Origin of the sequence: Alistipes sp. UBA1686 (assembly GCF_002320215.1) — a bacterium.
In the GTDB taxonomy this organism is placed as follows: domain Bacteria; phylum Bacteroidota; class Bacteroidia; order Bacteroidales; family Rikenellaceae; genus Alistipes; species Alistipes onderdonkii.
Genome location: NZ_DCKA01000005.1, coordinates 51,688 through 71,362, shown reverse-complemented (window position 1 = coordinate 71,362; position 19,675 = coordinate 51,688). Strand labels below are relative to the sequence as shown.

Here is a 19,675-nt window from a genome sequence, read left to right as displayed (position 1 = left end):
CGCATCTGTTTGACAATTAGTCGCATAGTGCCGAAATTCCTGTTTTGGCACTCCCTTCGTATTCCTTTGGACACAAACCGAAAGAAGAAATCGACATGGTAATCGTGATCCTGATCCTGATATTCTGCGGCGCAATGCTGCTGCTGTGCCGGATGCTTTGCGGTTTTACAAAATTGTTGTCTAACTCAAAAAAAGAACGAAGATGAATGGAACTGTGTTGTTCCTGTTGCTGTGCGCCCTCGGGTCGCTGTGTTACTGGTTTTATTTGAAATGTGTGGATTGGTTTGAAAAAATCTGATGAAAAATGTTTACAGGACTGCTTATTCTGAGCATCGTCGGATTCGTCTATCTGATGTACGTGCTCGTAAAACCCGAAAGATTCTGATTGTCTGACCCCGAAAAAACGCAAATAAATGAATACCGAAATTTTAGGCGTTATCCTGCAATGGGTGGCTCTGGTGGTGCTTTGCTATCCGCTGGGACGCTACATTGCCAAAGTATACCGAGGTGAGCGCACGTGGCTCGACTTCATGGCTCCCGTCGAACGGTTCGTCTACCGCGTGTGCGGTATCGACCCCGCGCAGGAGATGGACTGGAAACAGTTTCTCAAGGCGCTGCTGATGGTCAACCTCTTCTGGTTCTTCTGGGGCATGCTGCTGCTGGTTTTCCAGGGCTGGCTGCCGCTCAACCCCGACGGCAACCCCGGGCAGTCGCCCGATCTGGCGTTCAACACCTGTATCTCGTTCATGGTCAACTGCAACCTGCAACATTACAGCGGCGAGACGGGGTTGAGCTATTTCACCCAGCTGTTCGTCATCATGCTCTTCCAGTTCGTCACCGCAGCCTGCGGCATGGCGGCCATGGCAGGTGTCATGAAGGCGCTGGCTGCCAAGACCACGAAGACCATCGGCAACTTCTGGGTGTTCCTTACCAAGAGCGTAACCCGTATTCTAATGCCGTTGTCGCTCGTCGTGGGTATCCTGCTCGTCATCAACGGAACCCCGATGTCGTTCGACGGCAAACAGACCATCACTACGCTCGAAGGCCAGGAGCAGGTCATCTCGCAGGGCCCTACAGCGGCCATTGTGCCTATCAAACAACTGGGCACCAACGGCGGCGGCTATTTCGGCACTAACTCGGCTCACCCGCTCGAAAACCCCAATGCCTTTACCAACATCCTCGAGTGCTGGTCGATCCTGATCCTTCCGATGGCGATGGCCTTCGCGTTCGGCTTCTATACGCGCCGCCGTAGGCTCGCCGCATGGATTTTCGCCGTGATGCTCTTCGCTTATACCGCGGGCGTCGTCTTTTCGGTATGGCAGGAGACGGGCGGCAGCCGGCAGATCGACCGGATGGGTATCGCGCAGGAGCTCGGTTCGATGGAGGGCAAGGAGATCCGCATCGGTTCGGCGGCTTCGGCCATGTGGGGCATGACGACGACTGTCACCTCGAACGGGTCGGTCGACTCGATGCACGATTCGCAGACCCCGCTGAGCGGTATGCTGCAAATGCTCAACATGCAGATCAACTGCTGGTTCGGCGGTGTCGGCGTGGGATGGATGAACTACTTCGCATTTCTTATTATCGCGGTCTTCATCAGCGGCCTGATGGTGGGCCGTACCCCCGAGTTCCTTGGCAAGAAGGTCGAGGCGCGAGAGATGAAGATCGCCACGCTGGTCGTGCTGATGCACCCCTTCCTGATCCTCGTCGGCACGGGAATTTCAGCCGCCGTAGCCGCTGCCGACCCGGAGATCGGCTGGCTCAACAACCCCTCGTTCCACGGCCTGAGCGAAATGCTCTACGAGTACACCTCCTCGGCCGCCAACAACGGTTCGGGTTTCGAGGGGCTGGCCGACAATACGCCGTTCTGGAATATTTCGACCGGCATTGCGCTGATCATGGGGCGTTATTTCCCGATCGTGGGGCAGGTCGCCATCGCCGGGCTGCTCGCTTCGAAGAAATATATCCCCGAAAGTGCCGGTACGCTCAAGACCGATACGGGAACCTTCTCGCTGATGACTTTCGCCGTCATCATCATCGTCGCTGCGCTCTCGTTCTTCCCTGCGCTGGCACTGGGCCCGATCGCCGATTACCTGACTTTCTAAAATGTTACGACTATGAAACGAAACAGAAATAATTCCTTGTTCGACCGTACCCTGCTGCGCCAGAGCCTGCGCGCCTCGTTCCAAAAGCTCGACCCGCGCAAGATGGTCAAGAACCCCATCATGTTCACCGTCGAAGCCGTCACCTTCGTCATGTTGCTGCTGATCGTGTGGATTGCCGTGACGGGCAATACCTCGCAGGGGTCGCTGCTCTATAACGTCGTGGTCTTCCTGGTGCTTTTTGCCACGGTGCTCTTCGCCAACTTCGCCGAGGCCATTGCCGAGGCGCGCGGCAAGGCGCAGGCCGACTCGCTGCGCAAGACCCGTGAGGAAACCCCTGCCAAGCGGATCGACCCCGACGGACAGTCGCATATCGTGAGCAGTTCCGACCTCAGGCAGGGTGACCTCTTCGAATGCGTCGCCGGTGACACGGTCGCCGCCGACGGCGAGATCGTCGAGGGGCTCGCTTCGATCGACGAGAGCGCCATCACGGGCGAGTCCGCCCCTGTGATCCGCGAGGCGGGCGGTGACAAAAGTTCCGTCACGGGTGGTACCAAAGTGCTTTCCGACCGCATCCTGGTGAAGGTCACGGCGCGTCCGGGCGAAAGTTTCCTCGACAAGATGATCGCCCTCGTGGAAGGCTCCTCGCGCCAGAAGACGCCCAACGAAATCGCCCTGACCATCCTGCTGGCAGGCTTTACGATCGTGTTCGTCATCGTCTGCGCGACGCTCAAGCCCTTTGCCGATTACGTCGGCGCCAACATCACCGTCGCGGCGTTCATCTCGCTGTTCGTCTGCCTGATCCCGACCACCATCGGCGGCCTGCTTTCGGCCATCGGCATCGCCGGTATGGATCGTGCGCTCCGCGCCAACGTCATCACCAAGTCGGGCAAGGCCGTCGAGACTGCCGGCGACATCGACACACTGCTGCTCGACAAGACCGGTACGATCACCATCGGTAACCGCAAGGCCACGGGCTTCTATCCGGTCGACGGGTTCGGTGCCCGGGAGTTTGTCCGGCTGTGCGTCCTCTCGTCGGTGTCCGATCCGACGCCCGAAGGCAAGTCCATCGTCGAACTGGGTGCCGAGCAGGGCATCAAGACCGATCCCCTGCAACTGGTCGGCGTGCACATGGTGAAGTTCACCGCCGAGACCAAGTGCTCGGGTGTGGACATGCCCGACGGCCGCCGTATCCGCAAGGGCGCTTCGGAAGCGATCCTGCGCATGTGTGCCGAGGCGGGGCACGAATGCCCCGCAGGTATCGAAGCCACCGTGCGCCGTATCTCCGAGAACGGCGGGACGCCGCTCATCGTCTGCGAGGACGAGCGGATCAGGGGTGTGGTCGAATTGCAGGACATCATCAAGACGGGTATCCGCGAGCGTTTCGAGCGTCTGCGCAAGATGGGCGTGAAAACCGTGATGGTGACGGGCGACAACCCGCTGACGGCAAAATACATTGCCGAACAGGCAGGCGTCGACGACTTCATCGCCGAAGCCCGCCCCGAGGATAAACTCGAATACATCCGCCGGGAGCAGCGGGCCGGTAAACTGGTCGCCATGATGGGCGACGGCACGAACGATGCCCCGGCGCTGGCGCAGGCCGACGTGGGCGTGGCGATGAACAGCGGTACGCAGGCCGCCAAGGAGGCCGGCAACATGGTCGACCTGGACAATGACCCCACGAAACTGATCGAGATCGTCGAGATCGGCAAGCAGCTCCTGATGACGCGCGGCACGCTGACCACCTTCTCGATCGCCAACGACGTGGCCAAGTATTTCGCCATCGTCCCGGCGCTGTTCATCGCCTCCATCCCTTCGTTGCAGGCTCTGAACATCATGCACCTCGATTCGCCCGAAAGCGCTATCCTGTCGGCCGTGATTTTCAACGCGGTCATCATCCCGTTGCTGATCCCGCTGGCGCTGCGCGGCGTGACGTACAAGCCGATCGGGGCTTCGGCCCTGCTGCGCCGCAACCTCTTCATCTACGGGCTCGGAGGTGTCATCGTGCCGTTCGTGGGCATCAAACTGATAGATATGTTGGTAAGTGTATTCTTTTAACGTGTTGCAATTATGAAAAACCTTTGGATTTCAGTGAAGATAACGCTGGCAATGTGCCTGTTGCTCGGCGTGGGATATGTACTCGTGCTGCGCGGGGTTTCGGCCCTTGCGGGCCCCAACGGCGGGCAGGCCGAAACACTTACGCTCGATGGCCGGGTCGTCGGCGCCGCGAACGTAGGCCAGCAGTTCACCGGCGGGCGCTATTTCTGGGGGCGTCCCTCGGCCGTGGATTACAACGGCGGCGGCTCGGGCGGCAGCAACAAGGCTACGACCAATCCCGAATACCTGGCCGATGTGGAGCAGCGCGTGCAGGATTTCCTCGCGGCGCATCCTTACCTCTCCCGCGGAGAGGTGCCTTCGGAAATGGTGACAGCCAGCGGTTCGGGCCTCGATCCCGACATCTCGCCCCGCGGGGCGCAGGTGCAGGTGCGCCGCGTCGCCGCGGCCCGCGGGCTCGACGAGGCCGTCGTGCAGCGGCTGGTCGACTCGCTGACGCAAAAACCGTGGCTGGGGCTTTTCGGCACGGCGAAGGTCAACGTCCTGCGCCTGAATATCGCGCTGGAAACCCTGCAACCGAACGTCACGGCCTCGGCCGGTGTCCGGCAGGCCGGCGGGTGCGGGGAGGGTGTATCCCCGGAAAACTAATGGAAACTACATGAAACGGATATGGAAAAGAAAACTGAAAAGGATAAATATATGAAACGCTGGATCGTAATTCTGCTAACCGCCATGGCGGTAATGCTCACCGTCGACCTCTGTGCGCAGGATAGGCAGCGCGGTGTGGAAATTTCGGGTGGCACCGACCTCGTGAGCGGCTATGTATGGCGCGGTGTCTGGGAAGCGGGCGTGAGCCTTCAGCCCACGCTGGCACTGGCTGCCGGGAATTTTTCGGTGACCGCCTGGGGTTCGGTCGATTTTGCGACGACCTCCTACAAGGAGATGGACTTGACGATGGCTTATGCCCTCGGCCCCGTGACTTTCTCGCTGGCCGACCTTTACTGGGAAGGCGGCGCCGGTGACCGGGGCACAATCAGTCGTAACTATTTCCGTTTCGGTGCCGACTCCCCGCACCGTGTCGAGGCTGGGATAGCCTGGTGCATCTCGCCCAGGGTGCCCCTGACCCTGGCATGGAACACGGTACTGTTCGGCGCCGCGGATGTCGATGCCGCCGGCGACCGTGCCTATGCCACCTACATCGAGGCATCCTATCCTTTCGCCGTAAAGGGCATAGATATGAAGGCCGGCGTAGGCGTCGTACCGTGGAACGCCGTCGGCACCTATGGCATCGACCGCGATTTCTATGTGCAAAACGTCTTCGTCAATGCAGCGAAGGGCTGGACGGTAGCGGGGTCGTTGCAACTGGGACTTTTCACTTCGCTGAGCTGGAACCCGGCGGCCCAGGACGTTAATTTCGTGGGCGGAATATCGTTCCGCATGTGATTATGGACAAGGAAGGCAGTGTTCAGCGGTTCCTGGATCTGATCCGCCGCTCGCACCGGGGCAAGTTCAAAATCTACATCGGCATGAGTGCCGGGGTGGGTAAGAGTTACCGCATGTTGCAGGAAGCGCATCAGTTGCTCGACGCAGGCGTGGACGTCTGCATCGGATTTATCGAAACGCACGGCCGTGCCGAAACGGAAGCCCTCGTCGCAGGGCTTCCCCTCGTGCCGCGCCGCAGGCTCTTCTACAAAGGCAAGGAACTCGAGGAGATGGACACGCAGGCCATCCTGAACCTGCATCCCGAGATCGTGGTCGTGGACGAACTGGCGCACACCAATATCGAAGGCAGCGGCAATCCCAAGCGCTGGCAGGACGTGATGCAACTGCTCGATGCGGGGATCAGCGTCATCACGGCGGTCAACATCCAGCATATCGAGGGGCTGAACGAGTCCGTGCAGGAGATTACGGGCGTCGAGGTGCACGAGCGCGTGCCGGACAGCGTGCTGGCCATGGCCGACGAAGTGGTGAACATCGACCTCACGGCCGACGAACTGATCGACCGCCTGAAGGCAGGCAAAATCTATAAACCCGACAAGGTCGCTGCGGCACTCAACAATTTCTTCACGCAGGAGAACATCCTCCAACTGCGCGAACTGGCGCTCAAGGAGGTGGCGCTGCGCGTGGAGAAGAAGGTCGAGAACGAGGTCGCCGCAGGCGACAAGTGCCGCCACGACAGGTTGCTGGCCGTCATCGACTCCTCGGAAAAGCGGTCGCGCCGCGTGATCCGCAAGACGGCGCGCATGGCCACGCACATCAACACCTCGTTCGTCGTGCTCTACGTGCAGGGCGACCGCGAGGCCGCCGACCGGATCCCGCTGGCCAACCAGCGTTACCTGATCAACAACCTGAACCTCGCCACGGAGCTCGGCGGCGAAATCCGCCGGGTGCATTCCAACCGTCCGGTCGAGGCGATCCTCGAAACCTGCCGGGAACAAAAAATCAGTATCGTCTGCGTCGGGCGGCCCGAATTTTCATTATTTTCGCTGCTGAAGAACGCGATCGTGCTGCGTAGCCTGATCGGCCGCCTGTCGCGTATGAACATCGACCTTTTTATTATGTCATGACTATGAAAATACAAGGGAGGCTTACCCTGGGCATTGGCGTGCTGTTCGCCATGATCCTGTTGCTCGGCATCCAGTCGGTCAGCTATGTCCGCCAGCTTTCGCGCGCTACGGGCACCATCCTGGCCGACAACTATAATTCGCTGCAATACGCCGGGGACATGCTCCGTTCGCTGAACGACATCGGCCAGGATTCCGTCTCGCGGCACGCCCTGCGCCAGAGCCTGGCGCTCCAGCAGCAGAACATCACCGAAGTCAGCGAAAAGGAGCTTACGGCGGCCTTGCAGCAGCATGTCGCCAGCCTGAGCGACCCCGTCACCGAGGCCGAGATACAGACCGTGCGTGCCGACCTATACCGCATTATGGAGGTGAACATGGCGGCCATCCGGGCCAAGAGCTCGCAGGTCGAGGAGCGTGCCGACTATGTCATGTGGTGGCTGATCGTCGTGGCCGCCCTGTGCGCCCTGGTAGCGGGCGCCGTGCTGGTGTGGTTCCCGCGGATGGTGCTGCGTCCGATCGACGAGCTGAAGAAGGGGATCAAGGAGATCGCCAGCCATAATTACGGCAAGCGGCTCGACTTCACGGGCAACCGCGAGTTCGAATCCGTCGCCGAGTCGTTCAACAACATGGCGGCCAAGCTCGACGAGTACCGCCGCAGTTCGCTCGACGACCTGATGACGGCCAAGACGCGGATCGAGGCGATCGTCAATTCGCTCCACGAACCGATCATCGGTCTCGATCCCCGGAAGACCATCCTCTTCATGAACCGCGAGGCGCTGTCGGTGCTCAACCTGCCCGAAACCGTCATCGGGCGCGATGCCGCCGAGGTGGCGCTCGCCAACGACCTGCTCCGGCGCCTGCTGCGCGAGCTTTACGGCGAGAAGAAAAACGCCGGGCAGGAACCGCTGAAGATCTATGCCGACAACAAGGAGAGCTATTTCCAGATGGAAGATACGCCGCTCTACATCATGCCGGTCGGCAGCCGGGAGCAACAGTTCGTCGGCAACCTGATCGTCCTGAACAACATCACCAAGTACAAGGAGCTGGACTCGGCCAAGACCAATTTCATCTCGACGGTTTCGCACGAGATGAAAACTCCCATCTCGTCGATCCTGATGAGCCTGCAACTGCTCGGCGACAACCGTCTCGGGCCGCTCAACGAAGAACAGAAACAACTCGTGGGCAGCATCCGCGAGAGCAGCGACCGCCTGTTGAATATCACGGGCGAATTGCTCAACATGACGCAGGTCGAGTCCGGGAAACTCAGGCTCATGCCCAAGGTCGTGAAGCCTGTCGAGCTGATCGACTATGCGGTCAAGGCGACACAGGTGCTGGCCGAGCGTTTCCGCTGCTTCGTCGAGGTGGAGTATCCCGAGAAGATTTCGAAACTGTTCGTCGACAACGAAAAGATCGCATGGGTCATCACCAACCTCCTCTCCAACGCCATCCACCATTCCCCCGAGAATTCGCGCATCATCGTCGGGGCCGTGCAGCATGAAAAGGCGGTCGAGATTTTCGTGCAGGATTTCGGACGGGGCATCGACCCGCGTTACCATAAGAGCATTTTCGAGCGTTATTTCCGCGTGCCGGGTACCAAAGTGCAGGGCAGCGGGTTGGGGCTGGCCATCTCCAAGGAGTTTGTCGAGGCGCACGGCGGTACGATCTCGGTCGAAAGCGGGATCGGCAAGGGAAGCCGTTTTTCGATCCTGTTGCCGGCCTAGCGCCCTGCCGGGGAGGCCCCTCGCAGCGCGCCGAAGCCGCAGGCATCGTGCCTGCGGCTTCCCCGTTTTCGTTTGCCCGGACGGAATTGTCCGGTGTGGCGACGGCAGGCGGCAGCGGGAAAGAAATAAAATTCGCATTTTCCCCGGCTTTCTCCGTATTTATTTATTTTGCCTGTTGCAGACGGCCAAATACCGTAGAAAAAAGCTTGTTTAAAGTAAAAATTATTATCTTTGCAGGAGTACAGCACCAAACCAAATAATCATTGCGAATTATGGTCGATTCTTTTTTGGGACAAGCCGAAGAAGGCAATAAAACCGCTCTGCTGAAACTGCAGTTGATCGGACACTACATCATGGGTGGGGATTTCAGCATCACGGATCTGAGCCATGAAATGAATCTGTCGGTGCCGACGGTCACCAAACTGGTCAGCGAACTGATCGAAGACGGCTTCGTGCACGATTTCGGGAAACAGGGTACTGCCGGGGGGCGCCGGCCCAACATCTACGGGCTCAACCCCTATGCAGGTTATTTCGTCGGTGTCGACATCAAGAAGGACATCATCACCCTGGCGATCATCAATTTCAAGGGGCAGGTCGTCGACATGCGCGATTGCGTGCCGTTCGTCATGGAAAATTCGGTACAGGCGCTCGACCGGCTGTGCGACGTGGTCAACGGGTTCATCGCCAAGAGCAAGATCGACCGGATCAAGATCTTTTCGGTCGGCTTCAACCTCTCGGGGCGGGTCAATTCCAAGACGGGGTACAGTTACAGCTATTTCTTCGTCGAGGAGGAGCCCCTCACGATGCTGCTGGAGAAACGCCTGGGCTGCAAGGTCTATGTCGAGAACGATACCCGGGCGATGACCTACGGGGAGTACATGTGCGGCGTGGGCAACAACGAGGATACGATGATATTCGTCAATGCCAGCTGGGGTTTGGGCGTCGGGCTGGTCATCGACCGCAAACTGTTCTACGGCCGGTCGGGATTCTCGGGCGAGTTCGGCCATTTCCCGCTGCTCGACAACGAGGTGATATGCCGGTGCGGCAAGCGCGGCTGCCTCGAAACCGGCGCCTCGGGCTCGGCCGTACACCGTATATTCATGGAGAAGCTGGCGCAGAAGCGTGTTTCGATGCTTTCCGACAAGTACAATCGCGGCGAACAGATCCTGCTCGAGGATATCCTCGAAGCGCTGGGGCAGGAGGACGTGCTTGCCATCGAAGTCATGGAAACCGTCGGGCATACGCTCGGCAAGGCTATGGCCGGGCTCATCAACCTCTTCAATCCCGACCTCATCGTGCTGGGCGGGACGCTGGCCGTGGCCAAGGATTATATCATGTTGCCGCTTAAGAGTGCCATCAATAAATATTCGCTGCAACTCGTGAATAAGGATACTACCATAAAACTCAGTAAGTTGGGTGAAAAAGCCGGGGCCGTGGGCGCCTGTATGCTGAGCCGTAGCAAGATGCTGGGGCTGATGTAGTCCGGAACCAAAAATTAGCTATAAAGAGAAGTCCGTAGCCTTACGGACTTTTTTTTATACCCGTTATTGCCCGATATTACCTGTCGCAAATGTTTTTTTTAGTCGATTAGAATAAAAAAGACTATAATATTGCCTCATTGTAAATTTATTTATTATATTTGCATAGAAAAACGATAAAATTTACTTTGTTTTATGCAAACTATAAAATCCCGTCTGATATGAAAACTTCGAGTCGAAGGAATTTTCTTAAGAAAGTAGCTGTGACGGCGGCTTCGGCTGTCGCCGTCCCCGGACTGGTCAAGGCAGCTTCGGAGTTGGGTGCAGAAGGGATGGACGATGCCCTGGCCGCATCCGCTCCGGGGCACGGCGGGCTGATCGTCCCAAAGGGGGAAGGGTTGCGCATCACGGGTACGTTCCTCGACGAAATTTCGCACGACATCCCGCACCAGAACTGGGGCGAGAAGGAGTGGGACGCCGATTTTCGCCATATGAAGTCGATCGGCATCGACACGGTGATCGGGATTCGCTCGGGCTACCGCAAGTTCATCACCTACCCTTCGCCCTACCTGCTCAAAAAAGGGTGTTACATGCCGTCGGTCGACCTGCTCGACCTGTTCCTGCGCCTGGCCGGCAAGTACGGCATGAAGTTCTACTTCGGGCTTTACGACTCGGGCGAATACTGGGACACGGGCGACATGTCGCATGAGGTCGAACATAACAAATATGTAATCGACGAGGTGTGGAACATGTACGGCCGCAAATACGAGAGTTTCGGCGGCTGGTACCTGAGTGGCGAGATCAGCCGTGCCACCAAGGGTGCCATCGGGACGTTCCATGCCCTGGGCAAACAGTGCAAGGAGGTTTCGGGCGGGCTGCCCACCTTCATCTCGCCGTGGATCGACGGCAAGAAGGCCGTGATGGCCAGCGGGAGCAAACTGACCAAGGAGCAGGCTGTTTCCGTCGAGCAGCACGAACGCGAATGGGACGAGATATTCGACGGGATTCACGATGTGGTGGATGCCTGTGCGTTTCAGGACGGGCATATCGACTACGACGAGCTGGATGTGTTCTTTGCGGTCAACAAACGCCTGGCCGACAAGTACGGCATGCAATGCTGGACCAACGCCGAGTCGTTCGACCGCGACATGCCCATCAAGTTCCTGCCCATCAAGTTCGACAAGCTGCGCATGAAGCTCGAAGCCGCCATGCGTGCGGGCTACGACAAGGCCATCACATTCGAATTTTCGCATTTCATGAGCCCCCAGTCTGCATACCTGCAGGCCGGGCATCTCTTCGACCGTTACAAGGAATACTTTAACATCCGTTAGCCGATGAAATCACAGACGAATACGGGATATGTGGCATTCCTGTCACTGGTAGCCGCCATAGGCGGGATTTTATTCGGGTACGACACGGCGGTCATTTCGGGTACGATATCCGGTGTGGCCGCGCAGTTCTCGCTGGATGCCATGCAGCAGGGATGGTTCGTCGGGTGTGCGCTCGTCGGTTCGATCGGCGGCGTGGCCGTGGCCGGTGTGCTGAGCGACCGTTTCGGGCGCAAGCTGACGATGTTGCTGTCGGCCGTGCTGTTCACCGTTTCTGCCGTCGGCTGTGCCGTTAGCGCCGACTTCACGCAACTGGTCGTTTACCGCATCGTGGGCGGCGTGGGCATCGGTGTGGTGTCGATCGTTTCGCCGATGTATATTTCCGAGGTCGCCGTGGCACGCTGGCGCGGGACACTCGTGTCGCTTTACCAGCTGGCCATCACGGTCGGGTTCCTGGCGGCCTACCTCGTGAACTTCCAGATACTCAAATCGGCCGAAACGGCCGTCTACGCCTCCCCGTGGATGCAGAAGATATGGGTTACGGAGTTGTGGCGCGGCATGTTCGGTGCCGAAACGCTGCCTGCGCTGCTCTTCTTCACCGTTATATTCTTCATTCCCGAAAGCCCCCGCTGGCTCGTGCTGCGCGGCCGCGACGTGCGGGCGCATGCCGTGTTGCAGCGCATCTACCGTTCGTCGGAAGCCGCCGACGAGGAGATCGCTGCCGTACACGGCACGGCCTCCGCTTCGTCGAAGTCCGAATGGCGCGTGCTGTTCGAACCGGGTATCCGCAAGGCGGTCGTCATAGGCGTTTTCATCGCCATCCTGGGGCAGTTCATGGGCGTGAACGCCGTGCTGTACTACGGCCCGACGATCTTCGAAAATGCAGGGCTGTCGAGCGGCGATTCGCTCTTCTCGCAGGTGCTCGTGGGTGTGGTCAACATGCTGACCTCGGTGCTGGCGCTTGTCATCATCGACCGCGTGGGACGCAAACAACTGGTCTACTGGGGTGTGTCGGGCATGATCGTTTCGCTGCTCTGCATCGGGTTCTATTTTATGTGCGGCGCGGCGCTGGGATTGCCCAGCGTATTCCTGCTGGTGTTCTTCCTGGCCTATATTTTCTGCTGCGCCGTTTCGATCTGCGCCGTGGTGTGGGTGCTGCTCTCGGAAATGTACCCCACCCGGGTGCGCGGGCTGGCGATGTCGATCGCCGGACTTGCGCTGTGGGTGGGCACCTACCTCATCGGGCAGCTGACGCCGTGGATGCTCGAAAACCTTACACCCGCCGGCACGTTCTTCCTCTTCGCGGCGATGTGCGTCCCCTATATGTTGATTATCTGGCGTGCCGTTCCCGAAACCACGGGGCGCTCGCTTGAAGAAATAGAGAAATACTGGCAAAAAAATGAATAACACGAATAATGAATCCGGTGCTGTGCGCATTCAGGCCGGAGACCTCCGTCGTCTGGATCACCTCCGGGACATCAATTTAACAACCGACACTATGGATTTTCAGAAACTGGCCGGCGAGTATAAGTCGGAGCTGCTGGACAGCGTCCTGCCGTTTTGGCTCGAACACTCCCAGGATAAACAATACGGGGGGTATTTCACCTGCCTCGAACGCGACGGCAGCGTCTACGACACCGACAAGTTCATCTGGCTGCAAGGCCGTGAGGTGTGGCTTTTCTCGATGCTCTATAACAAGGTGGAAAAACGCCCCGAGTGGCTCGAGTGTGCTTTGCAGGGTGCGGAGTTCCTGAAGAAATACGGCCATGATGGCAATTACAACTGGTATTTCTCGCTCACGCGCGACGGCCGGCCGCTGGTCGACCCCTACAACATTTTCTCGTATACGTTCGCCACGATGGCCTTCGCGCAGCTGGCCATCGCCTCGGGCGACACCGGGTATGCCGCCATCGCCAAAAAAACTTTCGACCGGGTGCTCGAGAAGCGTTCGAACCCCAAGGGCAAGTGGTGCAAGGCACATCCGGGGACGCGTCCGATCAAGGATTTCGCGCTGCCGATGATCCTGTGCAACCTGTCGCTCGAAATCGAGCAGCTCATCGACAAGCAACTCATCGACCAAACGATCGAAACATGCCTGCACGAGGTGATGGAGGTCTTTTACCAGAAAGACCTCGGGCTTATCGTCGAGAATGTCTCGGCGGAAGACAATTCGCTGGTCGACTCCTTCGAGGGACGCTCGGTCAACCCGGGGCATTCGCTTGAGGCGATGTGGTTCATCATGGACTTGGGCAAGCGGCTCGGTCGTCCCGAACTGATCGACAAAGCCGTGAAGATTGCGCTTTCGACCATTGAATACGGCTGGGACAAACAGTACGGCGGCATATTCTATTTCATGGATCGCCTCGGGCGTCCGCAGCAGCAGCTCGAATGGGATCAGAAACTGTGGTGGGTGCATATCGAATCCGCGATCACGATGATCAAGGCCTACCAGCTGACGGGCAACAAGGAGTGCCTTGCGTGGTTCCAGAAACTGCACGATTACATGTGGACGCACTTCAAAGACCCGAAATATCCCGAGTGGTTCGGTTACCTCAACCGCCGCGGGGAGGTGCTCCTCCCGCTCAAGGGCGGCAAGTGGAAGGGGTGTTTTCATGTTCCGCGCGGACTTTACCAGATATGGCAGATCCTCGAACAATGCAAATAGGCGGCTCGTTCCCGATGCCTGATAAACGATTTGCCGGCCTCAAACGGTGCCGTGATATTTAAAAGAAACGAAACAAGCATGACACGTATAGGATTCTTACTTTCGGCGGTATTGTCCCTCGCAATCGGGCACGTACGTCCCGCACAAGCCAAAACGATACGCCGCACGGTCGACGTGCTGGTTATCGGCGGCACAACTTCGGGCACTTCGGCGGCCATCGCCGCGGCGCGTCAGGGGGCGGCCACGTTGGTCGTCGAACCCACGCCCATGCTCGGGGGGATGTTCTCGGCGCAGGGCGTCCCGGCTGCCGACGGTAACCACCACCTGCCCTCGGGGCTGTGGAACGAATTTCGCGAGGCTTTGCGCGCCCATTACGGCGGGGCCGAAGCGCTTGCCACGGGCTGGGTGAGCAACACGCTCTTCGAGCCCCATGTGGCGGACAGCATCTTCAGGGCGATGGCTGCGGCCGAGCCGCGGCTCGAAGTCCTGCACGGGTATGTGCTCGATAAGGTATACAAGCGCGGCAACTGCGTGACGGGCGCCCGTTTCTCGCGTAGCGGGGGCGACAGGCTCGAGGTCTCGGCTCGTATTACGGTCGATGCCACCGACCTGGGCGATGCGCTGCCCATGAGCGGTACGCCCTACCGCATCGGCATGGACGCCCGTGCCGATACGGGCGAGGCGCTGGCGCCTGCCGAGGCGAACGACATCGTGCAAGACCTGACTTTCGTCGCCATCCTCAAGGATTACGGCAAGGGTTCCGACAAGACCATCCCCCGCCCCGAAGGGTACGATCCTGCGGAGTTCGCTGCGGCCTGCCAGACCGCTGCGGGGCAGCCGATTTCGGCGGAGGCGATGCTCAACTACGGCCGCCTGCCCAATGGCAAATACATGCTCAACTGGCCGGTCAACGGCAACGACGTCTACATGAATATCGTCGAGGTGCCCTATGCCCGGCGTGACGCCGCGCTGCGCCCCGCCCGCGAGAAGACCCTGCGGTTCATCTACTATATCCAGCACGAACTGGGTTTCAGCCACCTGGGGATCGCCGATGACGAGTTCGGCACCGCAGACGGATTGGCATACCTGCCTTACCACCGCGAGGGGCGGCGCCTGGACGGGGTGATCCGCCTGACGCTCGATGACGTGGCGGATCGTTACGGCCGCCCGTCGGCACTTTACCGTACCGGCATTTCGGTCGGCGACTATCCCGTCGACCACCATCACGATTGCTGTCCTCAGATCGGGAAGATACCCTTCCCGCCCGTGCCGTCGTTTTCGGTGCCGATGGGGGTGATGATCCCTGCCGGGACGGACAACCTGGTGGTTTCGGACAAGGCCATATCGGTTTCGAACCTTATCAACGGTTCGACACGCCTGCAGCCGGTAGTCCTGCTCACGGGACAGGCGGCAGGGACGTTGGCGGCCATCGCCGCCCGGGAAGGGTGTACGCCCCGCGAAGTTCCGGTGCGCAGGTTGCAGGCCGCCCTGCTGGCGCAGGATGCGTATATCGCGCCGTTGTACGACGTGAAACCCGGCGACCCCGACTTCGCGATGTTGCAGCGCATCGCAGCGACGGGCATCCTGCGTATGACGGGCGAGCCGTTCCAGTGGGCGAACCGCACGTGGTTCTATCCCGAGCGCGGGATCTCCGTCGGTGAGTTCAGCCGCGGCCTGCACGACTATGCGCCGCAGGTCGAAGTGTCCGACGACCCCGCGCCGCTTACGGCGTCGTCGGCTGCCGCCATGCTCCGCAAGGCCGGTGCTGCCGTCGCTGCCGACGGTACGGAGCCCCTGACGCGGCGCGAAGCGGCGCGGATGACGGACGAAGCGCTGCATCCGTTCGACCGCGACATTGATTTCGAAGGAAACCTGATAAAATAACGAACCATGAAGAAACTCATCCTCCTGCTGCTGGCCGCTGCCGTCGCGACGACCGCAGCCGCACAGGCGCAGCGCGATACGCTGACCTTCAACAACGACTATTATTTCTCCAAACGCAATGTCGAGGAGCTGGTGCCGGTCACCGGGCAAAATATCGTGATGCTGGGCAACAGCCTTACCGAGCGCGGTTTCTGGGCGGAGTATTTCCAGGGGAAACGCGTGCTCAACCGCGGCATCGGCGGCGACTGCATATCGGGCATGATCAACCGCGTGCAGCCGATCGTCGACGGACGACCGAAGGCCATCTTCATCATGGGCGGTGCCAACGACCTGCTTTTCTCGAAGATTTCGAACGAGAAACTCCTGCAGCAATACGAACGCCTGCTGGACATCATCGCCCGGGGAACACCCCGCACGAAGGTCTATATCCAGAGCCTGCTGCCGCTCAACGAGGCGCATAACGAAGCTTTTATGAAAGGCAAGAATGCCCGTTTCGCCGAGTTCAACGCCCTGCTGCGTGCCATGGCCGAACGCCGCGGGCTGACCTTCATCGACATCTGGAGCGGTATGCAGCGCAACGGGGAGCTGCCCGAAGAGTACACGTTCGACGGCATCCACCTCAAGGCGGCGGGTTATGCCGTGTGGATCGAGAAAATCAGGCCCTACGTCAAATAAGCTGCCCGGATGAAACGTCTGTTTTTCGCGCTGGCATTGTGCGCGGCGTCGGGGGCCTGCATGGCCGGCGGCGACATGCGCTTCTATGAAGCCTGTTCGGACAAAATCCGCTTTACCGGCCGCGCCGCCGAAAACGGCGACGGCAGCCTGTCGTTCGACTGGAGCGGCTGTCATTTCACGTTCCGTTTCGACGGCAGCCGCTGCGCGATGCGTGCTGCGGATACCGGGCGTAACTACTACAACGTATTCGTCGACGGGCGCCTGTGCGGTAAGGCGACCGTTGAGGGAGCCTCGTCGTGCGTACCCCTCGCCGAAGGGCTTGCGCCGGGGCCGCACACCGTGACGGTGCAGAAACGCACCGAAGCCGAGCAGGGGCGCACGACGCTCTACGGCATCGAGGCCGACGGTGCTCTGCTCGACCTGCCGCCCGCCCCGTCGCGGCTGATCGAGTTCATCGGCGACTCGCACACGTGCGGCTACGGTACCGAGGGGAAAACCGTCTCGGAGCCTTTCACCCCCGAGACCGAGAACTGCGACCTGGCATGGGGCTGCATCGTGGCGCGCTGTTTCGATGCCGATTACGTGCTCACGGCCCATTCGGGGCAGGGGATCGTCCGTAACTGGGCCGATGAAAAGGAAACCTCCGACCTGACTATGCGCCAGCGCATCCTGCGGACATTCGACATGACCGACTCGCCGCGGTGGGATTTCCGGGGCTACAAGCCCGATATCGTGGTGATAAAACTGGGCACGAACGATTGCAGCACGGGCATTACACCTTCCGAGGCCGCCTTCGGCAAGGCATTCCGTGAGCTTTACGGCGCCCTGCGCGAACACTACGACTCCGTGCCGATCCTTTACGTCATCCCCGACGGTGCGGAGGCGTTCTATCCCTATATGCAGTCCGTCATGGCCGGCCTGGAGGACGACGACCTGCATTGCGTCATGCATTTTACGGGCATCACCAACCAGGACGGCGACCTGGGGGCCGGGTACCATCCCAACCACCGCGGACACCGGAAGTTCGCCGCTGCGGTCATCCCCTACATCGCGACGATCATGGGGTGGGAGATGCCGGTAGAGGTCATTCAATAGCTACTGAAACGATGAAAAAACTATTTTTTACCGCCCTTGCCCTTGCGGGTTTCCTCTGCGCTGCTGCGCAAACCCAGGACTGGGCGAACTTCGGCCGTTTCGAACAAGCCAACGACGAGGTGCGCAATCCGAAGGTCGTCCTCATGGGCAACTCGATCACCGAACTGTGGATCAAGACGCATCCCGACTTTTTTACGGCACACGGTTATGTGAGCCGCGGCATCAGCGGGCAGACCACCTCGCAGATGCTCGTACGCTTCCGGGCCGACGTGCTGGACTTGCACCCGCAGGTGGTCGTCATCTGCGGCGGGACGAACGACATAGCGCAAAATACCGGTTACATATCGCTGCCGCATATCCTGGGCAACCTCGTGTCGATGGTCGAGCTGGCACGTGCCAACGGCATCGCCCCCGTGCTGTGCTCGTTGTTGCCCGCGCGTGAATTCGGCTGGCGCAAGGAGCTTGAACCCGCGCCCCGGATCATCGAGCTGAACGCCATGATCCGCGAGTATGCCCGCAGGGAGAATATCCCCTTTGTGGATTACCACGCGGCGATGTCCGAACCGGACGGAGGCATGGTAGCGGCCTATACCTACGACGAAGTCCATCCCACGGCCGCGGGGTACGACGTGATGGAGCAGATCCTGCCGCCTGTCGTCGACGCGGTGCTGAAGAATCCGAAACGGTATCGACGGCGTTAATAGCAGGCAGGGGCAGAATTATAAGAGGGCCGGGGAATGCTTATTTCCCCGGCCCTCTTATTCTTGCAGGCAGATCGCAGCGGCCTTCCGTTATTTTGGCCCCGTGACCTTATTCCCGGAGCAGCAATACACAGCTGCCCGGTGCGCCGGCCTTTATCTTCAGTTTATTCCGCCCGGCGGCCGAAATACGGATGCCGCTGTTCTGTTCGGCCGTTCCGAAATGCCGCAGGTCGAGGTATCCGGGCAGTGCCAGCGTCCTCTTGCAAGCCCGCTTGCAGTCGATGAACACGGCCGTATGTCCCCCGACGCTGCCTTCGTAGCACAACAGGTCGGCATCGTCGGCGATAGGCGTCTCGAACCAGGTGTAGACACCCCGCCAGCAGGTCTTGTTGCCGTTCTCCATCCGTTTGTTCCCGATGAGCTTGTGGTAGCTCTTGCCGTAGGGCGCATAGATGAAGATGTCGTCCTGCCCGTCCAGCAGCGCGTGGTCTCCCAGCCCGTCGGGCAGCAGCCAGGTCGATTGGTACCCCTGTCTGTTCTTTTCGACGTAGCGCCGGAAAAGGGGGTGCTCCTGTTTGGTGAACGTCGATGCCTTCGCCACTTCCGTCCAGTCCGTGTAGGCCCCGCCCGGGGTGAGTACGTGCGTCTCGCCTTCGAACATCGACTGCATCCCGTAATAGATGGCGATGGCCACGGGCGTGGCGTTGCAGAACCGGTGCGAGGCCGCGACCTCGATGTTGTTGCGGCGGACAGTGTATGTCACCGATTCCCGGCACAGGGAGTCGCGCAGTTCGTCGCCGCCCGCGGTGTTCCGGTAGGGGCGTGTCGGGTCGAGGATTACGTTTTCGGCCTCGACCGTCACCCGATTTGCCCATAGTGTCGTGTCGCCCTCGATGCGGTTGCCGTCGGCTAGCAGGGTGTAACCCTCGCTGCGTGCCGTGCGCGCCGTGCGTTCCCTGTATTTGTGGTTGCCCCCGCACCACCCGCATCCGGGGATGGCGAAAGGCCCGATGTTGTCGCTGTACGTCGAGTTGAGCAGGACGGCGGGTTCGGCCTCGGGCTGCGTGGTGGGAAGCGCCGTCCTGTTGCGCGTGATGCCTACGCGGTAGAACGTGTAGAGCTCGTTGAACATGCACCGCCTGAACCAATAGGTGATATCCGTCCGTTCGTCCAGCTTGGCCGAAATATAGAGGTCGCCGCCCTGGCGTTTGACATACATCGCTTCGGAATAGGGGCGGTCGCATCCTTTTTCCTTGCCGCGCTTGGAGGCATCCTTGCCGGTACAGAGCGCCGTTGTGGGCGCCATGCTGCCCAGCAACAGCAGGCAGGTCAAGATTCTCAAATGTTTCATCGTTGCGTTTTTATAGGGAAGCGATGCATCCGGGCGCGTCCCGGGTGCATCGCCTG

Annotated in this window: 16 protein-coding genes; 15 read left to right on the top strand and 1 reads right to left on the bottom strand. The window is 59.7% G+C overall.

What is annotated here, in order from left to right; all coding sequences use genetic code 11:
* Positions 1-304: 304 nt before the first annotated feature.
* From B3C38_RS12565 to B3C38_RS01355, 15 genes are all read left to right on the top strand, one after another.
* On the top strand, positions 305-385 hold the full coding sequence (locus B3C38_RS12565) for a potassium-transporting ATPase subunit F (RefSeq protein WP_055202329.1): 81 nt from the start codon (positions 305-307) through the stop codon (positions 383-385).
* Positions 386-413: 28 nt separating this feature from the next.
* Positions 414-2,105 carry a potassium-transporting ATPase subunit KdpA gene (gene kdpA, locus B3C38_RS01420; RefSeq protein ID WP_055202331.1) on the top strand — a complete coding sequence of 564 codons (1,692 nt, stop codon included), beginning with the start codon at positions 414-416 and terminating at the stop codon, positions 2,103-2,105.
* 12 nt (positions 2,106-2,117) lie between these two features.
* Entirely contained in the window at positions 2,118-4,160 is a 2,043-nt protein-coding gene (kdpB, locus tag B3C38_RS01415) for a potassium-transporting ATPase subunit KdpB (RefSeq protein WP_055202333.1), read from the top strand.
* A 12-nt stretch (positions 4,161-4,172) separates the two neighbouring features.
* Positions 4,173-4,805: a potassium-transporting ATPase subunit KdpC gene (gene kdpC, locus B3C38_RS01410; protein ID WP_117507689.1), complete on the top strand. Its 633-nt coding sequence runs from the start codon at positions 4,173-4,175 to the stop codon at positions 4,803-4,805.
* Positions 4,806-4,856: 51 nt separating this feature from the next.
* A complete protein-coding gene (locus B3C38_RS01405) occupies positions 4,857-5,600 on the top strand; it encodes a hypothetical protein (protein ID WP_230317627.1) in 744 nt (247 codons plus the stop codon).
* A gap of 2 nt (positions 5,601-5,602) precedes the next feature.
* Positions 5,603-6,724, top strand: coding sequence for a sensor protein KdpD (locus B3C38_RS01400; protein WP_022333923.1), 1,122 nt, complete (start codon positions 5,603-5,605; stop codon positions 6,722-6,724).
* Between the two features lie 2 nt (positions 6,725-6,726).
* Positions 6,727-8,442, top strand: coding sequence for an ATP-binding protein (locus B3C38_RS01395; RefSeq protein WP_141405134.1), 1,716 nt, complete (start codon positions 6,727-6,729; stop codon positions 8,440-8,442).
* Positions 8,443-8,714: 272 nt separating this feature from the next.
* Entirely contained in the window at positions 8,715-9,923 is a 1,209-nt protein-coding gene (locus B3C38_RS01390; RefSeq protein ID WP_286724556.1) for an ROK family transcriptional regulator, read from the top strand.
* 218 nt (positions 9,924-10,141) lie between these two features.
* Entirely contained in the window at positions 10,142-11,251 is a 1,110-nt protein-coding gene (locus B3C38_RS01385) for a DUF4434 domain-containing protein (RefSeq protein ID WP_286724554.1), read from the top strand.
* Between the two features lie 3 nt (positions 11,252-11,254).
* Positions 11,255-12,655 carry a sugar porter family MFS transporter gene (locus B3C38_RS01380; protein WP_286724552.1) on the top strand — a complete coding sequence of 467 codons (1,401 nt, stop codon included), beginning with the start codon at positions 11,255-11,257 and terminating at the stop codon, positions 12,653-12,655.
* Positions 12,656-12,746: 91 nt separating this feature from the next.
* Positions 12,747-13,913, top strand: a complete 1,167-nt coding sequence (locus tag B3C38_RS01375) for an AGE family epimerase/isomerase (RefSeq protein ID WP_286724551.1) — start codon at positions 12,747-12,749, stop codon at positions 13,911-13,913.
* A 78-nt stretch (positions 13,914-13,991) separates the two neighbouring features.
* On the top strand, positions 13,992-15,797 hold the full coding sequence (locus B3C38_RS01370; RefSeq protein WP_286724549.1) for an FAD-dependent oxidoreductase: 1,806 nt from the start codon (positions 13,992-13,994) through the stop codon (positions 15,795-15,797).
* A gap of 6 nt (positions 15,798-15,803) precedes the next feature.
* Positions 15,804-16,472 (top strand): GDSL-type esterase/lipase family protein, encoded by a 669-nt coding sequence (locus tag B3C38_RS01365; RefSeq protein WP_286724548.1) that lies wholly within the window; start codon positions 15,804-15,806, stop codon positions 16,470-16,472.
* 9 nt (positions 16,473-16,481) lie between these two features.
* Positions 16,482-17,567 (top strand): SGNH/GDSL hydrolase family protein, encoded by a 1,086-nt coding sequence (locus tag B3C38_RS01360; protein ID WP_286724547.1) that lies wholly within the window; start codon positions 16,482-16,484, stop codon positions 17,565-17,567.
* A gap of 11 nt (positions 17,568-17,578) precedes the next feature.
* Complete coding sequence (locus tag B3C38_RS01355) at positions 17,579-18,268, top strand: GDSL-type esterase/lipase family protein (RefSeq protein ID WP_286724545.1); 690 nt, start codon at positions 17,579-17,581, stop codon at positions 18,266-18,268.
* 109 nt (positions 18,269-18,377) lie between these two features.
* Here B3C38_RS01355 and B3C38_RS01350 read toward each other — a convergent pair whose 3' ends face one another.
* Positions 18,378-19,619, bottom strand: a complete 1,242-nt coding sequence (locus tag B3C38_RS01350; protein WP_286724543.1) for a hypothetical protein — start codon at positions 19,617-19,619, stop codon at positions 18,378-18,380.
* Between the last annotated feature and the right edge of the window lie 56 nt (positions 19,620-19,675).

Coding starts and splice junctions, on each gene's coding strand:
- B3C38_RS01385 (WP_286724554.1), top strand. CDS start 10,142: ATGAAAACTTCGAGTCGAAGGAATTTTCTTAAGAAAGTAGCTGTGACG.
- kdpA (WP_055202331.1), top strand. CDS start 414: ATGAATACCGAAATTTTAGGCGTTATCCTGCAATGGGTGGCTCTGGTG.
- B3C38_RS01370 (WP_286724549.1), top strand. CDS start 13,992: ATGACACGTATAGGATTCTTACTTTCGGCGGTATTGTCCCTCGCAATC.
- kdpB (WP_055202333.1), top strand. CDS start 2,118: ATGAAACGAAACAGAAATAATTCCTTGTTCGACCGTACCCTGCTGCGC.
- B3C38_RS01365 (WP_286724548.1), top strand. CDS start 15,804: ATGAAGAAACTCATCCTCCTGCTGCTGGCCGCTGCCGTCGCGACGACC.
- B3C38_RS01405 (WP_230317627.1), top strand. CDS start 4,857: ATGAAACGCTGGATCGTAATTCTGCTAACCGCCATGGCGGTAATGCTC.
- B3C38_RS01390 (WP_286724556.1), top strand. CDS start 8,715: ATGGTCGATTCTTTTTTGGGACAAGCCGAAGAAGGCAATAAAACCGCT.
- B3C38_RS01350 (WP_286724543.1), bottom strand. CDS start 19,619: ATGAAACATTTGAGAATCTTGACCTGCCTGCTGTTGCTGGGCAGCATG.
- B3C38_RS01400 (WP_022333923.1), top strand. CDS start 5,603: ATGGACAAGGAAGGCAGTGTTCAGCGGTTCCTGGATCTGATCCGCCGC.
- B3C38_RS01380 (WP_286724552.1), top strand. CDS start 11,255: ATGAAATCACAGACGAATACGGGATATGTGGCATTCCTGTCACTGGTA.
- B3C38_RS12565 (WP_055202329.1), top strand. CDS start 305: ATGTTTACAGGACTGCTTATTCTGAGCATCGTCGGATTCGTCTATCTG.
- B3C38_RS01375 (WP_286724551.1), top strand. CDS start 12,747: ATGGATTTTCAGAAACTGGCCGGCGAGTATAAGTCGGAGCTGCTGGAC.
- kdpC (WP_117507689.1), top strand. CDS start 4,173: ATGAAAAACCTTTGGATTTCAGTGAAGATAACGCTGGCAATGTGCCTG.
- B3C38_RS01395 (WP_141405134.1), top strand. CDS start 6,727: ATGAAAATACAAGGGAGGCTTACCCTGGGCATTGGCGTGCTGTTCGCC.
- B3C38_RS01360 (WP_286724547.1), top strand. CDS start 16,482: ATGAAACGTCTGTTTTTCGCGCTGGCATTGTGCGCGGCGTCGGGGGCC.
- B3C38_RS01355 (WP_286724545.1), top strand. CDS start 17,579: ATGAAAAAACTATTTTTTACCGCCCTTGCCCTTGCGGGTTTCCTCTGC.